Consider the following 23,106-nt stretch of genomic DNA (forward strand, 5'->3'; position numbering starts at 1 on the left):
ATAACCCGAAGGTCGTCGGTTCAAATCCGGCCTCCGCAACCAACTCTTGATGACAACAGACAAGCACCCTGAGGGGTGTTTTTTTGTATCTGCAATCCGCAAAAATAGCCGGACTCGCGCCCGGCCCGGCTTCTATCGGCTCGCCAGCGCGCCGCCGTTGGCGAAATAAGCCTTGATGCCCGCCAGAATCGACTCTGCCACCTGCTGCTGGAAATGGCTGGTGCGCAGCTTGCGCTCCTCCTCAATGTTGCTGATAAACGCCGTTTCCACCAGGATCGACGGGATATCCGGCGCTTTCAACACCGCAAAACCGGCCTGATCGACGCGATTCTTGTGCAACCGGTTGATTTTCCCCATCCGATTCAACACTTCCTTGCCGAACTTCAGGCTGTCGTTGATGGTCGCGGTCTGGATCAGATCAAACATGGTGTGGTCGAGATAGCGGTCGCCGCTCTTGCTGACGCCGCCAATTTGGTCCGAAGCATTCTGCGTCTGCGCCAGGAACTTGGCCGCCGAGCTGGTGGCGCCCTTGGTGGACAGCGCGAACACCGATGAACCGCGCGCTGCGCGGCTGGTAAAGGCGTCGGCGTGAATCGAAACGAACAGATCCGCGCGCTGCTTGCGCGCCTTGGCGACGCGCACCTTGAGCGGGATAAACACGTCTTCGTTGCGCGTCATGAACACCTTCATGTTCGGCTCGCGCTTGATCATGGCGCTCAGCTTGCGGGCAATCTGCAATACGATGTCTTTCTCGCGCGTCTTGTACTTGCCGATAGCGCCGGGATCTTCACCACCGTGGCCGGGATCCAGCATGATAACGATCGGCCGATCGCGCCCCGCCTTGCCGGCCTGCGGCGCCTCCGGCGGCAGCGTGCGCTCCAGATCGCCCTTATTGTAATCTTCCAGTAACGCCAGTAGCGGATCATGCTCCTCGCCGCCGCTGCCGGCCTTGGTCGGGTAGAGATCCATTACCAGGCGGTTGCGATACTCCGGCACCGGCGCCAGCGTGAAAATATGCGGGCTGACGCTCTGCTTGAGCTCCAGCACCAGCCGCACGGTATTCTGATCGAACTGGCCGACGCGCGCCTGCTTGAGATAAGGGTCGTCGGCACGTACCTGCCCGGCGATGCCTTTCAGCACGCTGTTAAGGTGAACGCCTTCGATGTCCACCACCACGCGATCGGGATTGGTCAGGGCAAACTGCTTGTATTTCAGCTCGACGTTGGATTCCAGCGTGACGCGGGTATAGGTGGAGGATGGCCAGACGCGCACGGCGATCACGTGCGATGACGCGGCGAAGCCTGTACGACTCACACTCAGCAACCAGCTGGCGGCAACGCCCTGTAATAAACGACGGCGGCCCAGATTGTGATTAGAGTTTGGCATGCGGCTCCGGCAGTAATAGCTGTTTACAACAGATGAAAAAAACACCAATAAAATGGGGATGCCGAAAACTTTAACCAATCATTCCAGCCCTGTCATCAGAAAATCTTTTTATGGTTTTTCAATTTATTAACCATTTAGCACCCTTAGCGCACTCTTCATGACGATTTCCCGCTTGCCATCGGCGCAATAAAAGAATAAAAATACAAAAATACCGTATAAATATGCAAAAGAGGTTTGTCGTGAAGGAACGTAGTACAGAGCTGGTGCAAGGATTCCGTCACTCAGTCCCCTATATCAATGCCCACCGCGGCAAGACGTTTGTCATCATGCTCGGTGGGGAAGCCATCGAACACGAGAATTTCTCCAACATCGTCAACGATATCGGGCTGCTGCATAGTCTGGGCATTCGCCTGGTGGTGGTTTACGGCGCACGGCCGCAGATCGACGCCAATCTGGCGCAGCACAACTATGAGCCGATCTACCACAAACACACCCGCGTGACCGACGCCCATACGCTCGAGCTGGTCAAGCAGGCCGCCGGTTTGTTGCAGCTCGATATCACCGCCCGGCTGTCGATGAGCCTCAACAACACGCCGCTGCAAGGTGCGCATATCAACGTGGTCAGCGGCAACTTCATCATCGCGCAGCCGCTGGGCGTCGATGACGGCATCGACTACTGTCACAGCGGCCGCATTCGCCGCATCGATGAAGACGCGATCCACCGCCAGCTCGACAGCAACGCCATCGTGCTGATCGGCCCGGTCGCGGTTTCGGTCACCGGCGAGAGCTTCAACCTGACTTCGGAAGAAGTAGCTACCCAATTGGCGATCAAGCTGAAAGCGGAAAAAATGATCGGTTTCTGCTCCTCGCAGGGCGTGACCGACGCGGAGGGGAACATCCTTTCCGAGCTGTTCCCCAACGACGCGCAAAAGCGCCTTGAAGAGCTCGAGGAAGGCGGCGACTACCATTCCGGCACCGTGCGCTTCCTGCGCGGCGCGGTAAAAGGCTGCCGCAGCGGCGTACGCCGCAGCCACCTGATCAGCTACCAGGAGGACGGCGCGCTGGTGCAGGAGCTGTTCTCGCGCGACGGCATCGGCACCCAAATCGTGATGGAGAGCGCCGAACAGGTGCGCCGGGCGACGATCAACGACATCGGCGGCATCCTGGAGCTGATTCGGCCGCTCGAGCAGCAGGGTATTCTGGTGCGCCGTTCGCGTGAACAGCTGGAGATGGAGATCGACAAGTTCACCATTATCGAACGCGACAACCTGACCATCGCCTGCGCGGCGCTGTACCCGTTCTTAGAGGAAAAAATCGGTGAGATGGCCTGTGTCGCGGTACATCCCGATTACCGCAGTTCTTCGCGCGGCGAGATGCTGCTGCAGCGGGTGGAAAACCAGGCGCGGCAGATGGGGCTGAAGAAGCTGTTCGTGCTGACCACCCGCAGCATTCATTGGTTCCAGGAGCGCGGATTCACCCCGGCGGAAGTCGACGTGCTGCCGATGCAAAAGCAGGCGCTGTATAACTACCAGCGTCGTTCCAAAATCCTGCTGGCCGATCTGTAATCCCCACGGCGCGGCCGTTGCCGCGCCCCTTCAACGCTTATTCCGTCGCCTGCAGCCGTTCAGCCAATCCGCTGCGACGCTGAGTCGGCATGCGAATGGCCCGCAGCAACACCGCCTCCGTGGCATACAGCGAGAGCTGCTTACGCGCGCGAGTGATCGCGGTATAGACCAGCTCACGCGTCAGCACCGGCAGGAAGTGATTCGGCAACACCAGGACCGTATGGTCAAACTCCGATCCCTGAGATTTGTGCACCGTCATGGCATAGGCGGTTTCATGCGCCGGCAAACGGCTCGGCTGCACCGACTTGATGCTGCCGTCCGGCAGTTGGAAATGCACGCGCAGATCGCCGTGCTCATCCGGCAGCGTGATGCCGATATCCCCATTGAACAGCCCCAGCGCGCTGTCGTTGCGGCCGATCATCACCGGCCGGCCCCGGTACCAGCGGCCGAGCACGCCCGGTTTGCGGTCGATCAGACCGGCACGCTGCAGCCCGAGCTCAATACGATCATTCAAGCCGGCGACGCCGAACGGCCCTTCACGCAGCGCGCACAGCACCTGAAAACGGCCAAAGGCCGCCAGCACCGCCGCCGCGTCCGCGCCTTCGGCGGTCAGCCGCAAATAGTCGCGATAGCCCGCCACGCAGGCATCCAACAGCGCCTGATACTCTTCGCTCGTCGCCAGCGCATAGCCCGTGACATCGCCGAAACTGCCGTTTAATGCCGCCAGCGCGCGATCCCCCGCACCGGCGTTGACCGCCAACGCCAACTGACCGATACCGGAACGGGCATCGAAACGGTAGCTCTTGCGCAGCAGACACAGGCTGTCGCGCACCGCCGCTTCCGCATCGGCCTGCTGCCCTGCGAGCGAACAGCCGGTCAGGCGGCTCAGCTCTGCGGCACGCGCGTCGCTGTATCCCTGCTCGGCAAAGCGGCAAATATCTCCCAGCACCGCGCCGGCCTCCACCGAGGCCAGCTGATCGCGGTCGCCGAGGAAAATCACCCGCGCCCGATCGGGCAACGCGGCAATCAGGCGTGCCATCATCGGCAGATCGACCATCGAGGCCTCATCCACCACCAGCACATCCAAATGCAGTCGGTTGCCACGGTGATAGCGCATGCGCTGACTGTTCGGTTGCGCCCCCAACAGACGGTGCAACGTCGCCGCCTCCGTCGGGAACAGCGCCTGCTGCGCCGGGGTCAGCGCCAGTTGACGGCTGGCGCTGCCAAGCGACTCCGTCAGGCGCGCCGCCGCCTTGCCGGTCGGTGCCGCCAGCTGAATGCGCAAGCGCGCGCCTTCATCCAGCTGCACCAGCGCCGCCAACAGCTTGGCGACGGTGGTGGTTTTACCGGTGCCAGGCCCGCCGGAAATGACCGCGATACGCCGCGTGGCGGCCACTGCGGCGGCGATCTTCTGCCAATCGGGCTCGTCACTCGCCGCGCCGAACAAGCGGTCGAGAATAATGCGCAGCTCAGCCTCCGGTACCGCCAACGACTCGCCTTCACCGCCGATAAACGCCGCCACTTCACCTTCGTTTTGCCACATGCGCTGCAGATACAGGCGCGGCCCGCGCAGCACCAGTGGCGTAGCGCTACTGCCGTCCCCGACCGCTGCGCTGGCCGCCAAACGCTGCTGCCAACGCGCGCTATCCGGTCGCCCGGCCGCCTCCCACACCGCCAGCGCCAACGCCGGCTGGCGCCCTTCAAACAGCGTGTCCGCCTGCAGCTGTTCCAGCATCAGACAGACGTGACCGGCCCCCGCCTCTGCGCTCAGGCAGGCGGCGGCCAGCAAAATATCGGGCTCGTCTTCGTTCGCCACCACGCGGGCGAACTGCACGTCCAGCGGGCGCAGCACGCCAAGCGCTACCGCCTGCTCCAGCAGTGCGATCATGATCCTTCCTCCGTCGCCGCAGCTTCGCCGCTGAACAAGCGATCCATCCCCTCCACCAACTCAAACTCGGGGAGACAGGTGAAAATGCCGTTGCCCGGGTGCGCCGCATCCACGCCGCGCAGGAACAGATAAATCACCCCGCCAAAATGGCGCCGATAATCGTAATCCGGCAACCGATGACGCAGATAACGATGCAGCGCCAGCGTATACAGCTGGTATTGCAGATCGTAACGATGCTCCGCCATCGCCTGCTCCATCGCCGGCCGGGTATAGGCGCTACTGTCTTCCCCCAGCCAGTTGGACTTGTAGTCCAGCAGGTAGTATTTGCCCTGCCAGCAGAACACCAGGTCGATAAAGCCTTTCAGCATGCCCTGCACCTGATGAAAATCCAGCGCCGGACAGCGGGCGGAAAGCGGATCGTAACGCTTCACCAGGGCATCTAGCTCCTTCGCCTGCAACAACCGGTTGATCGGCAAATAGAACTGCAGCTCGGCCTGCTTGTGCTGCGGCGTCAGCGCCGCCAGCGTCACACCGCTGTCGGCGAGCGGCGTGTTGAGCAATACCCGCATCCACGCCAGCAAAATCGGCTGCCAATGTTCGGCGAACCCGTGCTGTTGCAGCTGTGCCAGCAGCCACTGTTCGTCCAACGGCTGAGTGAAATCCAATGTTTCGAACAGGCTGTGCAAGAAGGTGCCGGGCGTTGCGCCGCGCGGGAAGGTATGCGGTGTGAGCGCTGGCTCACTTTCTTCCCCGCGCTCGCCCGCGGCGTCAACATCCAGACGCGGCAGCAGATCCTGCATCAGACTCGCGCCGTGCTGTTGCAAACCGGTATAGCTGGTCACCCGCCAAAAATCCTGGATCCGCCGGGTAAAGTTTTTCGCCGCCAGCGCTTCGGCCAGCGCCGCCTGGGGCTGCCAGGGCGCCTCGTCCGGCGGTTCCACCAGCGACAGCGCAATGCCGCCGCCCGCCAATTGCTGCAGCCGCTCCTGCAGATACGCCGCATCGCCGGCCTGCCCGCCCTGCACCAGATAACCCAATGCGCTGCGGTGCAGATCGGTCTCGCCCTGTTTCTTGCGCGTGCCCTGGAACAACGGCGCGATGCCGATGCTGCAGTGATACACCGAGCGGGTCAGCGCCACGTACAGCAGACGCAGGTCTTCCGCCAACCGCTCCTCCTCTGCCCAGGCCTGGCTCTCTTCATTGGCGTCGAGATCCAGCAATGCCTGGAAGCTATGGCGATCGTGATACAGCGCCTGTTGCTGCTGGCGGAAATTGCCGACGAACGGCAGCCACACCAGATCGAATTCCAGCCCCTTGGACTTGTGGATGGTGATCACCTGCACCAGATGCCGGTCGCTCTCCAGCCGCAGCTGTTGATTGTCGGACTGGCGATTAGGCTGGGCAATCTGCTGCGCCAACCAGCGAACCAGCGCATGCTCGCTGTCGAGCTGCGCCGCCGCCTCTTGCAACAGCTCCCCCAGGTGCAGCACGTCGGTCAAGCGACGCTCGCCGCCGGCGCTGGCCAGCAGGTTCTCCGCCAGCTGGCGCGCTTTCATCACCTCGCTCAGCATCGGCAACACGCCGCGGCGCAGCCAGAGCGTGCGGTAATCGTCGAATTCATTAACCAACGCGTCCCAGGCGCGCTCATCGCGGCTCAGGCCGTCCAGCGTCGGCGCGTCCAGCCCCATCAGCCCGGTGGCCATGGCGCTGCGCAGCGTGCGCTCCTGTTCCGGCGCCAACACCGCCTGCAACAACCACAGCAGGTCTTTGGCCTCCGGGGTGTCGAACACGCTGTCGCGGTTGGATAGATACACCGATGGAATGGACAGCGCGCTCAGCGCATCGCGCACCAACGCAGCCTCATTGCGGCTGCGCACCAGCACCGTGATATCGGAAGCTTGTACCGGCCTTGGCTCTTTGCCGCCCTGCAGCCACGCCTGGCCCTGCTGCCCGGCGCTGAGCCAGTCACGAATTTGCGTGGCGCACAGGCGCGCCATCAACTGTTGGTAATCACTTACACCGGCGCCTTCCCCCTGCTGCAGCCAGAACTGCATCGCCGGTTGCGGCTTGCCGTGCAGGTCAAACGCCAACCCTTGGTTCTTTTCTGCCGCGCTGACCTCGATAAAGGGGATTTGGCCGAACAGGAAAGGCTTTTCTACCTGAGAAAACAGGTAATTAACGCTGGCGACCATCGACGGCGACGAGCGCCAGTTAGTCTCCAGCGTATAGTGGGCGCTCACCTCTGAACGCGCCCGCATGTAGGTAAAAATGTCGGCGCCACGAAAGGCGTAAATCGCCTGCTTGGGATCGCCGATCAGCAGCAAGCCGCAATCGGGCCGGCCGACGTAAAGCTTTTGGAAAATACGGTATTGCTGCGGATCGGTATCCTGGAATTCATCGATCATCGCCACCGGGTAGCGCTGACGGATCGCCTGCGCCAGCTGTTCGCCGCCGCCGCTTTGCAGGGCGCCGTCCAGCCGGCTGAGCAGGTCGTCAAACCCCAGCTCGGCGCGCTGGCGCTTTTCCTGCTGAATGGAAGTGCGGATCTCGCTGAGCGCGCGCGCCATGATCAGGTCGCGCAGCGTCAAGGGTTCATCGAACAGTTCATCTATCGCCGTGAACAGCGCATGCCGCGGCGGCTCGCCTTTCTTGGTCTTCTCCAGCAGCACCGACTGGCGAAATTTATCCAGTTCCTTCGGCAGCTGGTAGTCCTGAGTCTCCTGCCCGCTCCATTCGCCGACCTTGTTCAGCCAGTTCGGCAGGTGCTTGCTGCTGTAACTGCGCTTATCGACGCCTGACTGGGCGATCAGCGCCTCCAGCTCGCCCGCCGCCGCCCGCCATTGCGCCTTGATGGCGTCGATGCGTGCGACGATCTGCTCGTGGCGCATCAGGACGGTTTCTTCCTCCTTCGGCGGCCGACGCAGCGCCGGCGCTTCACCGTGCAGATAACCGGAGAGATCGGCCAGCAACGCTTCCGGGCCGCTCCACTCCTGGCTGACCGCACGCGCCACGCCCAGCGGCAACGGATAGCAGTGGCGACGCCAGAAGTCGGCACAGGCCTGCCGCCGCAGCGGCAGCTCGTCCTGCACCAGCGTTTGTTCAAACAGCATGCCGGACTCGAAGGCGTTGTGCGTCAGCATTCGTTGGCAAAAGCCGTGAATGGTGTAGATCGCCGCTTCGTCCATCTGCCGCTCCGCCGCCAGCAGCTGCGAAGCGGCGTCGGTCAAATCGTCAATTTCAGCCATTAGCGCCGAAAACAGCGGGTTGGCGCTGACGCCCCGTACACAGGCAATGCGTAATCCGTGAATATTGTCGCGGATACGCCCGCGCAGCTCCTCGGTGGCGGCCTCGGTAAAGGTCACCACCAGGATTTCTTCTACCGTCAGCGGGCGAGGAAACGCCGCTTCACCGCCCAACCCCAGCAGCAGACGCAGATACAGCGCGCCGATGGTAAAGGTTTTGCCGGTGCCCGCCGACGCCTCGATCAGGCGTTCGCCGAACAGCGGCAGCGTCAGCGGCTCCAGCCTCTGCGGGGCAGTTTCCGTCATGGCGTCGCCACTTTGCGCGGCAGGATCTGCTGCAATGCAGACGCGTTCGGATAGGTGACCCAGTCCTTAGGCGCCGCGTAATCCGCCTTGTCTTGCCCGCTGCCACTCACCTGTGACAGCACCGCCAGCCCCTGTGGCTGGATCACCGCCTGGTGGAAATAATCCGCCAGTTTGGCCGGCGTCAGCTGTTGCACCTGCGCCATCAGCTTCTGACGGGTATCGAAGGCAAAATTGCCGCGATCGAAATCGTTGGCGAACCGACTGGCCTCTTCGCTCAGGGTTTGCGGCCGCTGCTTCAGCTCATTGATGAGCGCCTGTTTGTACTGCTCAAAGTCCGCCTCGCTCATGTCGCGCAAGCGCTTCTCGGTTTTTGGGTAGAAATCCTGATAGCGCTGGTACAGGTAGGCCGGCTGCTTGCTGTTGCTCTGCAACAGGAAGCCCACGCCCCACTGGCGCCCCACCGACATCGGGAAGGCAAAGACCGCATACCCCAATTGCTCCTGAGTGCGCAGTTGGCTATAGAACCACGGCTGAATAATCTGCCCCAGCAGCGAGCTGTAGGCCATGCCGGTCACTTCATCGTAGCCGGTCGGCACATAGACCGCCGCCAGCGCCGAGTCGGTGCTGCTGCCCACCTGTTGCAGGTTGGCCAGCTGATTCTTGTCCACCACCACATCTTCGCCGTGCCACCATTCAATGCCGGTACAACCCAGGCGATGCTTCAGCGTCGACGCCAGCGTGTCGACCTGCTGCTTGCTCATGTTGCCCACCACCAACAGCTCTGGCGTGGCCTCGGCCAGCAGGCTCTCGCGATAGGCCAGCACGTCTTTCAGCGTCAGCGTCTTCAGCACTTCGCGGCGCTCGCGGCGTTCGGAATACGGCACGCGGGAAACCATCTGCACCGGCTGAATGGCCAGCTCAAACGCCTTGCCCTTCTCGGCGGCGTCCAACTGTTCCAGATACCAGGATTTGGCCTGCGCCAGCTGATCTTCCGTCGGCGTGAAGCTGGAATAGCCCTCGATCAGCGCCGTCAGCAACTGCGGCAAACGCTGGGTAAAACCGTTGGCGTTAAACATCAGGCCGTTGTTCGGCGAGGTCGAGAAGCTCAGTCCGCCGACCGATGCCTGATAGCTCAGCTGATCCAGCGCGAGGCCGGCCAGATAATCCGTCAGCGAGAACAGCACCTGGTTACGCGCGGAATCCATGGTCTTGGCGTTGCGGAAAGCGACGGTGACGTCGGCCTTCGGCTCGTCGGCGAAGTAACGGCTCGGCATGTACAGCACGCGCAGGCCAGGTTTATCCACCACCATTTCCGGCTTTTTGAACTCGTGCGACGGCTTGGTCAGGGTAAAGTCATCCGGGATGTACGGGTTGAGCGCCGGCAACGACAGGGAAATGCCGCTGCCCAGCTGCTGCCACTGCGTAAAGCGCTGCGGCGTGATTTTGTCGACCTGGTAAGGCGCGTTGACGAAATAGGCCGTCTTGTTGTGCGGCTCATCCGGGCTGACGAACCAGATGCGCGCGTTTTGCGGCGTCATGGCATCCAGACGTTCGGCGATCGCCTTAGGATCATAACGATCGGCCAGGTAAGGCGCGTCCAGCGCATGCTCAACCGGCACGCGCAGCATCGTGTCCACCAGCCATTCGATGTAGTCCATGTCGCGCGTGATCGACGGATAACGGAAATCCAGGTTCAGAACATGCGAGATTTCATCGAAGTAGCTCTGCTTGATGCCTTCGCTGCGCAGCATTTTCAGGTAGTTGAAAATGGCGGCGACGACTTCGTCGCGCTGGGCCAGGCCTTTGTCGGTCAGGGAGACGCTGATGGCGAAGACGCCGCCGTTGCGATCGACCATCGGATCGGCGCCGGCATTGATGGCGTCCGCCAGCCCCTGCTTCTGCAACCAGTCAGACAGCGTGTTCTTGCTGCGGTTGCCGATCAGGTAGCTGATGTAGGTATCGGTTTTGCTGCGAAACGCGGCGCTGTTGTTATCGATGCGGAACTCGACCTTCAGCTGCTTGCGCGGCTGCGCCGGCACATAGTGAATGATGATGCCCTGCTGTTCCGGCGTCACGGCCGGCACGGTGATCGGCGGCACGCTGGCGTCGTGATTCGGCACGCGGCCAAAGGTTTTCGCCGCAATATCAGCCAGCTGCGGCAACGGCTGATTGCCGTACAAAACGCCCATCATCAGGTTGGCGGAGTAGTAGCGTTTATAGAAGCCGGTCAGCTCATCGTGCAATTTGCTGTCCGGCTTGTCTTTCAGCGTATCGAGATTACCGCCGGAGAAGCGCGCGCTCGGATGCGCCGGGTTAAGGGTTTCCGCGCCGACCTGCGCCATACGCATGCCGTCGCGCGAACGCGCCATCGTCAATTCGGCGTTCACCGCGTTGCGCTCGCGATCGGCATTGCCCGGATCCAGCAGCGGCTCGGCAATGGCGTCGGCCATGCGATCGACCGCATGCTCCAGCGCGTCATTTTCCACTTCCAGATAGAAGGCAGTGCGATAAGAGGCCGTGCTGGCGTTGTGGCTGCCGCCGTGCTTTTTCAGGAATTCGGACAGGTTCTCCGGCTCTGGGTAACGTTTGGAGCCCATCAGTACCATATGCTCCAGATAGTGCGCCAAGCCCAGTTGGCTGTTCGGATCTTCGAGTGACCCAACCGGCAATGCCAGCGCCGCCAGCGATTTCGGTGCCCGGGCATCGGACACCAGCAACACCGTCATGCCGTTAGCCAACTTGATCGCTTCATACTGACGTGGATCGTGTTCGCTCTTGTTGATCTTCTCCGCCAGCGGTTGCCATCCTTGCGCGGCCCAACTCAACGGTGCCCAACACATAGCCAATAATACCAGCCCGGCGATACGGGCCAACTGTCTGCGCATATCCAAAATAAACCCCTATTCTGACGTCGCTACGCCCACTCCCTGACGTTGGCGACGTGCATCAAAACCACATAACCAAATCGGTACTCGCCGGGTTCTTCGCCAATGTGGCGGCCCGAAACACGGCGGGTATATGCCTGTTCGTTATGTAAGACCGGGAATTACCCCAATGGTTGAATATAACCTTCGTTATTTTTACCACCTCCCGCCGCACAGCACCACCGGGGGATTGTTACCCCAGGTTATGCCGCGCCACCGGCAACAGATAACGCTCTGTTTCGGCCAGTATTTGCGCCAAGTATTCATTATCCAATTGGCGGAACACTCGCTGCACGTAGGGATCTTCCCCTTCTCCGGGAATGCGCTGATCGCCCTGCCAGGCCTGCAGCAGTTTGGCGCGTGCCTTAATTTGCGCTTCTTCCTCCCAGTCGATTTCCTGCGTTTCCGGCAGATAGCACTGACTTAGCCACGCCCAGCCGCTCTTGTTCAGCAACAGCAGCGGCTCACACAGGCCGCGCTGATAGCCCGCCAGCAGTTCCGCCAGCTGCGCCTGTGCCTCTTCTGGCGCCAGCGCGGCAAAGCGCCAGGCGGAATTCTTGCGGCCATACATGCGGCTCTCGCCGGTGCCGCCGGCGCAGCAGTACACCAGGTGCTCCAGCCACAGCAATATGCCGTCCACCGCCGACAGCGTAGCGGGCCGCCAGCGCAGCAGGCCGTCATCCTGCACCTGATGCAGCCAGCCGCTGAGACGTACGCCGGCAATATCGATATCCAGCTCCAGGCTATGGCTCCCTGCGCGTTCCGCACGCACCTGCTCGGCCAGTTCGCTCATCTCTTCCTGCTGCTTTTGCCAATAGATTTCGCCGAAGGCGCCATAAGGCAAGCCGCCGGCGGCGCGCACCCGCTGGAACAACCGTTCGGGATCGTCGCCGTCGATCAGCGTATTCAGCAGCTGGCTGTTGAACTGGTAGCGGCTGAGGTTATCCAGCGTGAAGGGTTCTTCGTCGGGCAGCTCGGTCTCTTCCAGGATAAAACTGACGCCCAGCCGCAGTTGGAAAAACGCGCGAATCGGATGGCGGTAAAATCGCAGCAGCTCATCCAACGATATTTGCTGCAGCGCTTCGGCTGGCAGCGGCTGGTTGAACGCCGGATGCGCCGCACCGCGACCATCAGCGGCGGGCAACCACTCGGCGGCATAGCTTTGCTCCGCCGAGCCCGGCAAGAAATTCTCGGCGGCGAACGGCATGCGCGCGTGCCACTTCAGCAAGTGCTCACCAACCCGCCGGGCGCTGTCGTCTGCGCTGAGTTCCTCATCTCCCGGCCGGCAATAGCTTTGCTCCAGGTACTCCAGCAGCTCGGTGACCAGCACCGAAGGGTAGCGCGGGCTATTGTCCTGAATGGAACGGCCGATGAAACTGATATACAGCCGCTGCTGAGCGGACAAAATCGCTTCCAGGAACAGATAGCGGTCGTCATCGCGACGGCTACGGTCACCGCGTTTAACCTGCTGCGCCATCAGATCGAAGCCCAGCGGCGGCAGCGTGCGCGGATACACGCCGTCATTCATGCCCAGCAGGCACACCACCTTGAACGGAATGGAACGCATCGGCATCAGCGTACAGAAGTTGATTTGCCCGGCGAGGAAGCGCTGGCTGATGCGCTCCTGATCGAGACGCGCCGCCAGATCGTCGCGCAGAATGGTCAATGGCACCGCATCGGGATAGCGCGCCGCCAGGCCAAAATTGATGGCCTGCTGCCATTGCTGTTCGATCAGCGCCAGCACGACTTCGGTGTCGCTGTCCGCAGCGAAGAAGGCATCCAGCAGTTGCCGGCACAGCGGCAGCCACGCCTCGAGCGGGCGCGCTTCGCTCAAGATTTGCCGCCAGTGGCTGAGCTGCGCCAGCAGATCCGCCAACTGCCCCGCCAACTCGGCGACCAATCCGCTCGATTCGTCGTAAGGTAAAATGCCCTGCCAATCGCCGGCATTGCTGTCCATCGCGTAGCCGAGCAGCATACGCGTAATGCCGAAGCGCCAGGTATGCTGGCCGGTGGCGGGCAGATCCAGTTCGCGCACGTTATCGTCGTCCAGGCCCCAGCGCACGCCGGATTCACCGACCCAATGACGCAGCAGGCGCAGCCCCTCTTCGCCAATGGCGAAACGGGCGGCCAGGGCCGGCACCTCCAGCAGCGCCAGTACCTGTTCCGAGGTAAAGCGGCTTTGCGGCAGATCGAGCAGTGAAATGAACGCCTGCAGCGCCGGATGCGCCTGGCGCGCTTTACGGTCGGAAATGGCGAACGGCAGGTAGCGCTCGGCGGGGGCATTGCCGAACACCGCCTGAATATAAGGCGTGTAGCTGTCGATATCCGCCACCATCACGATGATATCGCGTGGCGTCAACGACGGATCCTGCGCCAGCATGCTCAGCAGTTGATCGTGCAAAACCTCCACTTCCCGCTGCGGGCTGTGGCAGGCATGCAGGCTGAGGGAGCGGTCGTTCTCATCAAGCGGACGTTTGCTGAAGCTACTTTCCAGCGTTTCCGCAGTAATACCGATTACCGCATGGTCTTCCAGCTCCAGCATATCGCGCTGAACGGCGTGCAGCATGGTATCGGCCGGGATATCGACAAAGGCGTCGACCTCTTGCACCCCTTCCATCTGCGACAGCAGATAGAGGTGATCGCGCCCCAGCTTGCCCCAGGAAGCCAGCAGCGGGTTGCTGAGCTGCTGCTGGCCTTCCGCGTCAAACAGGCGCGCCGCGTCATCCGGCTCGCGAAACAGCCCCTGCTCACGAGCCTGGTGGTAGTGACGGCGCTTGCGGCTCTGCAAGCGAGCCAGGAAAGCATAATCCTGAATGTCGCCCCAGTAATAACGACAGGGGTTGGTGAACATCAGGTGGATATCGATATGCCGCCCCAGCGCCTGCAGCGCCTCCAAATAGACCGGCGGCAGCGCCGAGATGCCGCAGATAAACACCCGCGGCGGCAAACCGGGCGGGCACGTTTTTGCCTGTTCCAGCGCGTGGATAAAGCGGCTGTACAGATTGGCGCGGTGCCATTCCGGCTGCCCCAGCTCTTGCGTGTACTCCACCAACCGCCCCCAGAGCGGCGCCTGCCATTGCTGAGCCTCCGCCAGACCGTCGATACGCTCACCGCGCTGCCAGCTCTCCAACCACTGCGGGCGATAAACCAAATACTGGTCGAACAGGTCGGCGACCCGGCCGGCCAACTGGTGAATCTTGCGCTTGTCGCCGTCATCGGTCAGATAGTGCTGCAGTGGCGCAAACGCCGACTGGGTCAACATCTCCGGCAGCAACCACATCAGCTTCCAGGTCATGGCGTCCTTGCTGAAGGCGCTCTCTTTCGGGATATCCGGCAACACCCGGGTGAACATGTCCCAAATAAAGGTCGCCGGCAGCGGAAACGCGACATTGGCGGCGATGCCGAACTGTTCCGCCAGCTGCATTTGCAGCCATTGCGCCATGCCGGGGCTTTGCACCAGCACCACTTCCGGTTGAAAAGGATCGGCCAACGGATCTCTGGCTATCAGCGCGCTGGTCAGCGTTTTCAACAAATCCAGCTGATTGGAATGATAAACCGTGAACATGAAGGCTCCTTTAAAACAAAAGACATACCGGCTTAAAAGCGGGTGCAATACCAGCGGCTCAGCGTTGCCCACTGCCGCTGCGGCGTTTGGATCCTGACCGTCAATCGGCGGCAATTACTCTCCGCATCATCAAGCACCGTCTCGCGTCGCCACCCTTCCGGCAGCGGTTCAGCCTCGAGCCGTCCGGTGACGGCAAACGCCTCCAGCTGCTGATGCGCCAGCGCCCAGGCTTGCCGGTAGTGCCACTGGCGCTGGAACGACTGCAACAGCACCTGATGATACTGTAACAAGCCAATCAGCGACACCGAGAACAGCAAGGCCGCCACCAACACTTCCGGCAAACTGAAGCCGTTGCGGGATATCCGCCCAGCCCGAGCGTTAACCGCCACAGTCGGCCAGCCTTTTCTCGGGGCAAAAATCCAGCCGACCGCCCGGCTGTGGTTGTACCCTGCCGGCCGCCTCTGCGCCGTCAAACGTGCCCCATTGATACAGCCAAAGCGGTTCACCGCCGCGCATCTCGCCAAGGCCGCGTACCGTCACAACGCCCTCTCTGGCAGACAGCCGAGCGCAGGCCGTCAGCTCCGCGCGCTGCCTACATGACCAGGCCGCCGCACTCAGCGCAGCGCGTGGCCAGCGCTGGCTCATGCCCCAACTCAGCGCCGAAGCGGCCTGATTGTAAGCCTGAAGGTAGCGCTGCTGATCGGAGGCCAGTAGCAGAGCGTTATCCAATTGCCGATGCTGAGCATTGAGCAACATCAGCCCCAGCGCCAACAACAGCATCACCGCCGCCAGGGTGCTACCGCCTTGCTGGGTTTGCCGGTTCATGGCAGCGCCGCCATTTCGACGCTCCCGCTCAGGCTGCGCCCGATACGCGCATCGCTGGCGGAGCGCCCCGCCAGCGTCAGGCGAGCCAAGGTCGCGCCGTGATTGCCCCGCTCTATCGCCACATGAAACCGCTCAATGCGCACTTCGTCATGGTCGAGTAGCCGCTCCCAGCCACCGCCATCACATTGGCTCACGCCGCGCTGCCCTTCCAAGCCGCCATTGCGCAGCCGGTAACCGAAATAGCCTGCATCCTCGCCCGAAGTCAGCCATTGCCCGCTGCGAGCGATGTCGTATGCGACGATAACGCAGCTGCCCGCCGCTTCTCCCGCAGCCTGACCGATAAACAACGGCCGGCCGGCGCACTGCCCGGCGCAAAAACCGGCGCGGCGCAGATCTTTCTCAATGCCGAACGCCAACTGCCGCAGCGTTGACTCCAGCCGAAAGTGCTGGCCGACGGCCACGCTTTGCAGGCGCAACAGCGGGTAAGTTTTCGCCGCGCCGAGCGCGATTACGCTGCCGAAGACCAACGCCAACATCACCTCTGGCAAGGTAAAACCGCGTTCTGGAGTCAACATAACGCCATGCCCCTGAGCCGCTGCCCTTCGCTGCACAAACGCAGCCGCCCACGGGCGGACAGCACCAGCCGCAGGCTGCCTGCGTCGTTGCTGAGAAGGATGTGCCCCGCCTGCGCGGTATTGCGCAAACCGTAAAACCCAATCTCTTTGCCGGTGTAGCCGCTCAGCGCAACGTCGCGATAAGACGGCGAGAAGACAGAGCCTTCGGCGGAAGCGCAATCCGGCGGCGGCACGCCACCGCCCAGACACCAGGGCGTGCCGTTCTTGAACCACAGTAACGTCGTGCGGTTACGCCAGTTGGCGTCCGCCTGCAAGCGCAGTAGAAACGCCAGCAGCTGTTGAGCCGTGTGTTCCAGCCGCAACGCTTGCTGATGATGGCGCCATTGCCCGACGCCCCAGCCGGTGAGCATGCCGGCGATCAGAATCGCCACCAACAGCTCAATCAACGTCATGCCACGCTGGCGATCATCGATGTTCGAGAGAGTATTGTCGTTCATGCCGCCAGTGTAAGGGCCGTAACAACGCGGTAAAGCCGCATGCGCAAGCGCTGCGGCAAGCTGCGCAATGTTTCCTCTACGACGGCAGGCGGCGACAAAAAAATGCGGCGCGGTGCGCAATGCGGATAAAAAAAGGGGCGCAGTTCATCGCTGCGCCCCTGATGTGATGCGGTTAAGGTCAGATCGCGACCGGCGCCTTGATGGCCGGATGCGGATCGTAACCTTCGATCTCGAAGTCTTCGAAACGGTAATCGAACAGCGAAGCCGGCTTGCGTTTGATCACCAGTTTCGGCAACGGACGCGGTTCACGCGTCAGCTGCAGCTGAGTCTGTTCCATGTGGTTGCTGTACAGGTGGGTATCGCCGCCGGTCCAGACGAAATCGCCCACTTCCAGATCGCACTGCTGCGCCATCATGTGCACCAACAGCGCGTAGCTGGCGATGTTGAACGGCAGGCCGAGGAAGACGTCGCAGGAACGCTGGTACAGCTGGCAAGAGAGCTTGCCGTCCGCTACGTAGAACTGGAAGAACGCGTGGCACGGCGCCAACGCCATCTGATCCAGCTCGCCGACGTTCCAGGCGGAAACGATGATGCGGCGCGAATCCGGATCCTGCTTCAGCTGTTGGAGCACGTTGCTCAGTTGATCGATCTGACGGCCGTCCGCTGCGCCCCAGGCGCGCCACTGTTTGCCGTACACCGGGCCGAGATCGCCGTTTTCATCGGCCCACTCGTCCCAAATGGTGACCTTGTTGTCACGCAGGTAGGCGATGTTGGTATCGCCGTTCAGGAACCATAACAGCTCATGAATGATCGAACGCAGATGACATTTCTTGGTGGTCACCAACGGGAAACCTTCCTGCAAGTTGAAACGCATCTGGTGGCCGAAAATCGACAACGTGCCAGTGCCGGTACGGTCGGCTTTAGGGGTGCCCTCGGCGAGCACCTTGTTCATCAAATCCAGATACTGTTTCATTTGTCCCTCACGACAGTTGTTGCTGCGGGCGACGACGGTACGCCCAAATCATCATAATAACACCGGCCACCACCATCGGGATGGACAGGATCTGCCCCATGCTGATCACGCCGTCGAACAGGCCAAGCTGGGCATCCGGCTGGCGGAACGCCTCAACGATGATGCGGAATGCGCCATAACCGATCAGGAACAGGCCCGATACGGCGCCCATCGGCCGCGGCTTGCGAATAAACAGGTTCAGAATGATAAACAGCACCACGCCTTCCAGCAGCAGTTCATACAGCTGCGACGGGTGGCGCGGCAGTACGCCGTACTGGTTCAGCAGCGGCAGCAGAGAAGGATCGGCGGCGGCGAGGGCCACGTCTTCGCTGCGCGAGCTTGGGAACAGCATCGCCCAAGGGGTATCGGTGGTCACGCGGCCCCACAGTTCACCGTTGATGAAGTTGCCGAGGCGGCCGGCCCCCAGGCCGAACGGGATCAGTGGCGCGATAAAATCGGAAACCTGGAAGAAGGTGCGTTTGGTGCGGCGAGCGAACCAGAACATCACCAGAATAACCCCCATCAAGCCGCCGTGGAACGACATGCCGCCATCCCAGACCTTGAACAGATAGAGCGGGTTATCCAGGAACAGCGGCAAGTTGTAGAACAGCACATAGCCTACGCGGCCGCCGACGAATACGCCCAGGAAACCAGCATAGAGCAGGTTTTCAACTTCGTCTTTGGTCCAGCCGCTGCCCGGCTTGTTGGCACGGCGCACCGCCAGCCACATGGCAAAAACGAAGCCGACCAGGTACATCAGGCCGTACCAATGCAAAGAAACCGGGCCAATGGAGAAAATGACCGGATCAAATTTAGGAAACGCCAGATAGCTATTGCTCATCTATCACCACAACATGTCTGTTATTTTTCCCCATGCGGGGGCGGCAGGTGCCAAGCGGCGACGAAGATTATCCCGCGCCTTGCAAACGGCAGCGTTAGCCGCTGTGGTGTGCAAGGCGACGAGCATGCGCCGCGCTGAGGTTGCGCATCATAACATAGGCTTAGCGCGGTCCGGTCCGGCAGGGCGGGAAAAGTTCTGTAAAAAAATCACACCGCGCGGCGGCTATCGGCCCCCGCGGATCAGCCCGCCCATGCCGCGCCGCTCCATAAACGCCGCCACCAGATGGCGCACTTCGGTGGTCATCTGGGTGTTCAACACCCGCTGCGCCAGCACTTCGGCGTCGGCCAGGTCGATATGCCGCAGCAGGTATTTGATGCGCGCCACGCTGCGGCCGTTCATGCTCAGATTACGATAGCCCATACCCACCAGCAACAGCGCGCCCATGGGATCGCCGGCCAGTTCACCGCAGAGGCTAAGCTGCAACCCGGCTGCTTTCCCCTGCTCGGCGATCAATCTCAGCACCTGCAACATCGCGGGGTGCAAACTGTCGTACAACGAGGCGACCCGGGTGTTGTTGCGATCCACTGCCAGCAGGTACTGCGTCAAGTCGTTAGTGCCGACCGAGATGAAATCAACGCGCCCGGCCAGATGCGGGATCAGGAAAATCATCGACGGCACTTCCAGCATCACGCCGATTTTCGGTTTCGGGATCGCGTAGCCGAGCACTTCTTCCACCTCGCGCCCGGCGCGGTCAATCAGGCGTTTAGCCTCGTCGACCTCTTCCAGGCTGGTGACCATCGGCAGCAGAATGCCCAGGTTGCCGGTGCCGGCGTTGGCACGCAGCATCGCGCGCACCTGAATCAAAAAGATCTCCGGCTGATCCAGGGTAATGCGGATGCCGCGCCAGCCCAGGCAAGGGTTCTCTTCGCTGATCGGCATATAGGGCAGCTGCTTGTCGGCGCCGATGTCCAGGGTGCGCAGCGTGACCGGCTTGCTCGGGTAAAGCTGCAGCATGCCCTGGTACTGTGCGACCTGCTCTTCTTCGGAAGGGAAGCCGCTTTGCAACATGAACGGGATTTCGGTGCGGTATAGCCCCACACCATCCACCCGGCCGCCCAACAGCTGTTCATGTTCCGGGCTGAGGCCAGCATTCAGCATCACCTGAATGCGCTCGCCGCTTTTCAACTGCGCCGGCTGCTCGACGTCGTCTTCCGCCAGCTTGCTCAGCTCCAGCTCTTCGCTGATCAGCCGTTGATATTCCTGCACCAGTACCGGCTCAGGATCGACCAGCAGTTCACCGCGATAGCCGTCGACGATCAGCAGCCGCTGGCTGAGCAGAGAAGGCTGGATGTCGGCGCCCATCACCGTCGGCACCCCCATCGCCCGCACCAAAATCGCCGCATGCGAGTTGGCGGCACCGTCGCGTACTACCACGCCGACCAGGCGATCCTGCGGCACTTCGGCCAGCAATGTCGCAGTCAGTTCATCCGCCACCAGCACAAAACGCGCCGGCCACTGGGTGGCGCCCTGGGTGGTGTCGTCGAGGTGGAACAGCAGGCGCTGGCCCAGCGCGCGCAGGTCGCTGCCGCGCTCGCGCATGTAGGTGTCCTGCAGTTTGGCGAACTGCTCGGCAAAGGTTTCTATCACCTGTTTCACCGCCCACTCCGCCACCGAACCGTTGTCGATTTCGGCGAACAGTTCACGCTTGAGACGGGCGTCGTTTAACAGGTGAGAATAAAGATCGAAGATCGCCGCGCTCTCTTTTTGCGAACTGGCGGCAAAACGCTTGCTGAAACGGCGAAACTCCGCGCCGGCCTCTTCCAGCGCCAGCGTCAGGCGCTCGCGCTCGCTGGCGGTGTCCAGCGTCGACGCGCGGTAAACCTGATCGAGCGAAGGCTGGCTGCTGTCCTGCCACCCTTCCGCCACCGCCACGCCGGGCGAAGCCGCCAGCGCGCGCACGCGCGTTTGGCGATACTGGCCGAAAATGGCGTTGAGCTGCGACTGTGACAGGATCCCGGCCATCTGCGTGGCCAGGGTGACCATGAAAGACTCTTCGCTTTCGTCGAACTGGCGCAGCTCGCGCTGCTGCACCACCAGCACGCCCAGCAGCTGGCGCCGATGAATGATCGGCACCCCGAGGAAGGATCGGAAGCGATCCTCTTTCACCTGCGGAACGTATTTGAAACTGGGGTGGCTTTGGGCATCGGCCAGGTTGATAGGCTCGGCCCGGCGGCCGACCAACCCGACGACGCCCTCGTCAAACGCCAATGCGATAGTGCGCCCGCGCGGCTTTTTCAGCCCGCGCGTGGCCATCAGGTAGTAACAGCGGCGATCGTTGTCCGCCAGGTAGATGGAACACACTTCGGTGTCCATCGCCAGACAGGTTTCATTGACCAGCAGATCCAGCGCATCCGTCAGACTGGCCGCCGCGGCCACCTTCTCTACAATTTCTCGCAAGCGCGTGAGCATAGTCGGCTTAACTTAACCTCTCTTTCGGCGATAAGCGGGGGCCTGCCGCGGTGCCGCCTGCTCTTGCATCGGCATCACGGTCACGGCGAATTCTTTCATCACCCGGCGGTAGACGTCGCGTTTGAACGACACCACCTGGCGCACCGGATACCAGAAGCTCACCCAGCGCCAACCGTCGAACTCCGGCGTGCTGCTGCGCTGCATATTGATATCAGCGTCATTGCACAGTAGCTGCAACAAAAACCATTTTTGCTTTTGGCCGATACAAACCGGCTTTGTGTCCCAACGCACCAAACGTTTCGGCAATTTATAGCGCAACCAGTTGCGGGTCGAAGCCAGGATGCGCACATCCTTTTTACTCAGCCCCACTTCTTCGAACAGCTCACGGTACATCGCCTGCTCCGCAGTTTCGCCAGGGTTAATCCCACCTTGGGGAAACTGCCAGGAGTGCTGACCGTAACGGCGGGCCCATAAGACCTGCCCCTGACGATTACAGATTACGATACCAACATTCGGGCGGTAGCCATCATCATCGATCACCGGACTACCTCGATAAGCTTAAATTCGCATAGATGTCCTGATTGTTTCACACAAGCTACAGGCGGTAAACCACTGCTTTACGGCGCTGCGGGCCGGATAACATTGGGATAACTCACAGATATAGGCAAAGTTATAAACATACCCCAGCCTATCTGGCCGGTTTTATTCACTTTTTCTGTGGATAGGTGTGTGCAGAACTCGAGGGATAAGCCGGTACAACTCTTAAACCCCAAAATCCCCCACTGCCCCCTAAAACACATATTTACTTTAAAAATATATATTTAATTAATGTCCCATCATTATGTACAGGGTAAAAATGTGATCTATGCACGGTAAGGATCTTACCCTGGCGAAAGATCCACCAACGCCGTTTTTATCCACAGATTATCCGAGCAAGTTACGCACAAAACGGACAAATTCGTAAAAAACTGCCCGAGTCAAGGCTGTAAATTGAACCAGTGATCGGTAAAAATTTGGGTTATCCCATAAATCTGTGGATAAATAGGTGTAAGATCCTGTTTATTGTCGGTGGCTTCAGGTGAACAAGCCCCGCCAGTGCATTGCCTACCCCGCAAGGAAATGAAAAAAGTCATGTAAAATCATGCTACTATTATTCTTTTCCCCAGGCGATGATGGTTATTGTTCGTCGTGCATAATTGCAGTACGTTTTTCAACCAAATTCGACAGGCTTGATTTATGGCGTTTTTATCCCCTTTGCCGCCCCCGCCGGAAAATGAACGGCAGCTGTTCGAGCGTGCTCAGGCGCTGGCCGGCGCCAGCTTTGGCGAGCTGGCCGCCCGCGCGCAGCTGCCGATCCCCAAGGATCTGAAGCGCGATAAGGGCTGGGTGGGCATGCTGCTGGAGCTGTACCTCGGCGCCATGGCCGGCAGCAAACCGGAGCAGGACTTTCCCGAACTGGGCATCGAGCTGAAAACCATTCCTGTCGACGCCGCCGGCAAACCGCTGGAAACCACTTTTGTCTGCGTCGCCCCGCTTACCGGTAACAGCGGCGTCACCTGGGCCAGCAGCCACGTTCGCCACAAGTTGGCGCGCGTCTTGTGGATACCGGTAGAAGGCGAACGGCAGATCCCGCTGGCCGAACGCCGCGTCGGCTCGCCGCTGCTGTGGAGCCCGAGCGCCGCAGAAGAAGAGAGTCTACGCCGCGATTGGGAAGAGTTGATGGATCTGATCGTACTCGGCCACGTAGAGCGCATCACCGCGCGCCACGGCGAAGTGTTGCAGCTGCGCCCCAAAGCCGCCAACAGCAAGGCGCTCACCGAAGCCATCGGCGAACAGGGGCAACCTATCATGACGCTGCCGCGCGGTTTCTACCTGAAAAAGAGTTTTACCGGCGCGCTGCTGGCAAGACATTTCTCAATCTAAGCAATTTCGTTTAACTCTGGTTTAGCTAACCCTGTCAGCGCCACGATAAACGCGTATAATTCACGTTTTGCATTTATTAAGTATTAAG

At 60.9% G+C, this 23,106-nt stretch carries 15 protein-coding genes and 1 tRNA gene (1 of these 16 cut by a window edge); 3 read left to right on the top strand and 13 right to left on the bottom strand.

Annotated features, from left to right (window positions below):
• Positions 1–42: transfer RNA gene (locus HMPREF3138_RS01125), tRNA-OTHER, on the top strand (it extends 47 nt beyond the left edge of the window).
• A 90-nt stretch (positions 43–132) separates the two neighbouring features.
• Here HMPREF3138_RS01125 and amiC read toward each other — a convergent pair.
• On the bottom strand, positions 133–1,386 hold the full coding sequence (gene amiC, locus HMPREF3138_RS01130) for an N-acetylmuramoyl-L-alanine amidase AmiC (protein ID WP_038878726.1): 1,254 nt from the start codon (positions 1,384–1,386) through the stop codon (positions 133–135).
• Between the two features lie 221 nt (positions 1,387–1,607).
• On the opposite strand from amiC, the gene argA reads away from it, so the two are divergent.
• Positions 1,608–2,951: an amino-acid N-acetyltransferase gene (argA, locus tag HMPREF3138_RS01135; RefSeq protein WP_048234611.1), complete on the top strand. Its 1,344-nt coding sequence runs from the start codon at positions 1,608–1,610 to the stop codon at positions 2,949–2,951.
• A gap of 37 nt (positions 2,952–2,988) precedes the next feature.
• On the opposite strand, the gene recD is transcribed toward argA, so the two are convergent.
• The 12 genes from recD to rppH all read right to left on the bottom strand — a co-directional run bounded on the left by recD (position 2,989) and on the right by rppH (position 21,635).
• Entirely contained in the window at positions 2,989–4,839 is a 1,851-nt protein-coding gene (gene recD / locus HMPREF3138_RS01140) for an exodeoxyribonuclease V subunit alpha (protein ID WP_038878723.1), read from the bottom strand.
• A complete protein-coding gene (gene recB / locus HMPREF3138_RS01145; RefSeq protein ID WP_038878720.1) occupies positions 4,836–8,387 on the bottom strand; it encodes an exodeoxyribonuclease V subunit beta in 3,552 nt (1,183 codons plus the stop codon). Before recB ends, recD begins: the two co-directional genes overlap by 4 nt.
• Positions 8,384–11,272: a pitrilysin gene (gene ptrA / locus HMPREF3138_RS01150; RefSeq protein ID WP_038878813.1), complete on the bottom strand. Its 2,889-nt coding sequence runs from the start codon at positions 11,270–11,272 to the stop codon at positions 8,384–8,386. The genes recB and ptrA overlap by 4 nt, the downstream gene beginning before the upstream one ends.
• Before the next feature lie 232 nt (positions 11,273–11,504).
• Entirely contained in the window at positions 11,505–14,876 is a 3,372-nt protein-coding gene (recC, locus tag HMPREF3138_RS01155) for an exodeoxyribonuclease V subunit gamma (protein WP_070558748.1), read from the bottom strand.
• A gap of 32 nt (positions 14,877–14,908) precedes the next feature.
• A complete protein-coding gene (locus HMPREF3138_RS01160; protein WP_038878714.1) occupies positions 14,909–15,265 on the bottom strand; it encodes a prepilin-type N-terminal cleavage/methylation domain-containing protein in 357 nt (118 codons plus the stop codon).
• A complete protein-coding gene (locus tag HMPREF3138_RS01165; protein WP_038878711.1) occupies positions 15,255–15,701 on the bottom strand; it encodes a YgdB family protein in 447 nt (148 codons plus the stop codon). Before HMPREF3138_RS01165 ends, HMPREF3138_RS01160 begins: the two co-directional genes overlap by 11 nt.
• On the bottom strand, positions 15,698–16,276 hold the full coding sequence (locus HMPREF3138_RS01170) for a prepilin peptidase-dependent protein (RefSeq protein ID WP_038878708.1): 579 nt from the start codon (positions 16,274–16,276) through the stop codon (positions 15,698–15,700). The genes HMPREF3138_RS01165 and HMPREF3138_RS01170 overlap by 4 nt, the downstream gene beginning before the upstream one ends.
• Positions 16,270–16,773, bottom strand: a complete 504-nt coding sequence (locus HMPREF3138_RS01175; RefSeq protein ID WP_038878705.1) for a prepilin peptidase-dependent protein — start codon at positions 16,771–16,773, stop codon at positions 16,270–16,272. Before HMPREF3138_RS01175 ends, HMPREF3138_RS01170 begins: the two co-directional genes overlap by 7 nt.
• Positions 16,774–16,951: 178 nt before the next feature.
• A complete protein-coding gene (thyA, locus tag HMPREF3138_RS01180; protein WP_016929918.1) occupies positions 16,952–17,746 on the bottom strand; it encodes a thymidylate synthase in 795 nt (264 codons plus the stop codon).
• A gap of 7 nt (positions 17,747–17,753) precedes the next feature.
• Positions 17,754–18,626 carry a prolipoprotein diacylglyceryl transferase gene (gene lgt, locus HMPREF3138_RS01185; RefSeq protein ID WP_015378920.1) on the bottom strand — a complete coding sequence of 291 codons (873 nt, stop codon included), beginning with the start codon at positions 18,624–18,626 and terminating at the stop codon, positions 17,754–17,756.
• A gap of 222 nt (positions 18,627–18,848) precedes the next feature.
• The gene (ptsP, locus tag HMPREF3138_RS01190) at positions 18,849–21,095 is read right to left on the bottom strand and encodes a phosphoenolpyruvate--protein phosphotransferase (RefSeq protein ID WP_038878700.1); all 2,247 of its coding nucleotides are present in this window, start codon (positions 21,093–21,095) and stop codon (positions 18,849–18,851) included.
• A gap of 12 nt (positions 21,096–21,107) precedes the next feature.
• Positions 21,108–21,635: an RNA pyrophosphohydrolase gene (gene rppH / locus HMPREF3138_RS01195; protein ID WP_004931849.1), complete on the bottom strand. Its 528-nt coding sequence runs from the start codon at positions 21,633–21,635 to the stop codon at positions 21,108–21,110.
• A 696-nt stretch (positions 21,636–22,331) separates the two neighbouring features.
• Here rppH and mutH point away from each other — a divergent pair.
• Positions 22,332–23,018, top strand: a complete 687-nt coding sequence (gene mutH, locus HMPREF3138_RS01200; protein WP_038878695.1) for a DNA mismatch repair endonuclease MutH — start codon at positions 22,332–22,334, stop codon at positions 23,016–23,018.
• Positions 23,019–23,106 lie beyond the last annotated feature (88 nt).

Source organism: Serratia sp. HMSC15F11 (assembly GCF_001808215.1).
Lineage (GTDB): Bacteria > Pseudomonadota > Gammaproteobacteria > Enterobacterales > Enterobacteriaceae > Serratia > Serratia nevei.

Coding starts and splice junctions, on each gene's coding strand:
- argA (WP_048234611.1), top strand. CDS start 1,608: ATGCAAAAGAGGTTTGTCGTGAAGGAACGTAGTACAGAGCTGGTGCAA.
- HMPREF3138_RS01175 (WP_038878705.1), bottom strand. CDS start 16,773: ATGAACGACAATACTCTCTCGAACATCGATGATCGCCAGCGTGGCATG.
- ptsP (WP_038878700.1), bottom strand. CDS start 21,095: ATGCTCACGCGCTTGCGAGAAATTGTAGAGAAGGTGGCCGCGGCGGCC.
- recB (WP_038878720.1), bottom strand. CDS start 8,387: ATGACGGAAACTGCCCCGCAGAGGCTGGAGCCGCTGACGCTGCCGCTG.
- HMPREF3138_RS01165 (WP_038878711.1), bottom strand. CDS start 15,701: ATGAACCGGCAAACCCAGCAAGGCGGTAGCACCCTGGCGGCGGTGATG.
- HMPREF3138_RS01170 (WP_038878708.1), bottom strand. CDS start 16,276: ATGTTGACTCCAGAACGCGGTTTTACCTTGCCAGAGGTGATGTTGGCG.
- amiC (WP_038878726.1), bottom strand. CDS start 1,386: ATGCCAAACTCTAATCACAATCTGGGCCGCCGTCGTTTATTACAGGGC.
- recD (WP_038878723.1), bottom strand. CDS start 4,839: ATGATCGCACTGCTGGAGCAGGCGGTAGCGCTTGGCGTGCTGCGCCCG.
- lgt (WP_015378920.1), bottom strand. CDS start 18,626: ATGAGCAATAGCTATCTGGCGTTTCCTAAATTTGATCCGGTCATTTTC.
- mutH (WP_038878695.1), top strand. CDS start 22,332: ATGGCGTTTTTATCCCCTTTGCCGCCCCCGCCGGAAAATGAACGGCAG.
- ptrA (WP_038878813.1), bottom strand. CDS start 11,272: ATGCGCAGACAGTTGGCCCGTATCGCCGGGCTGGTATTATTGGCTATG.
- thyA (WP_016929918.1), bottom strand. CDS start 17,746: ATGAAACAGTATCTGGATTTGATGAACAAGGTGCTCGCCGAGGGCACC.
- recC (WP_070558748.1), bottom strand. CDS start 14,876: ATGTTCACGGTTTATCATTCCAATCAGCTGGATTTGTTGAAAACGCTG.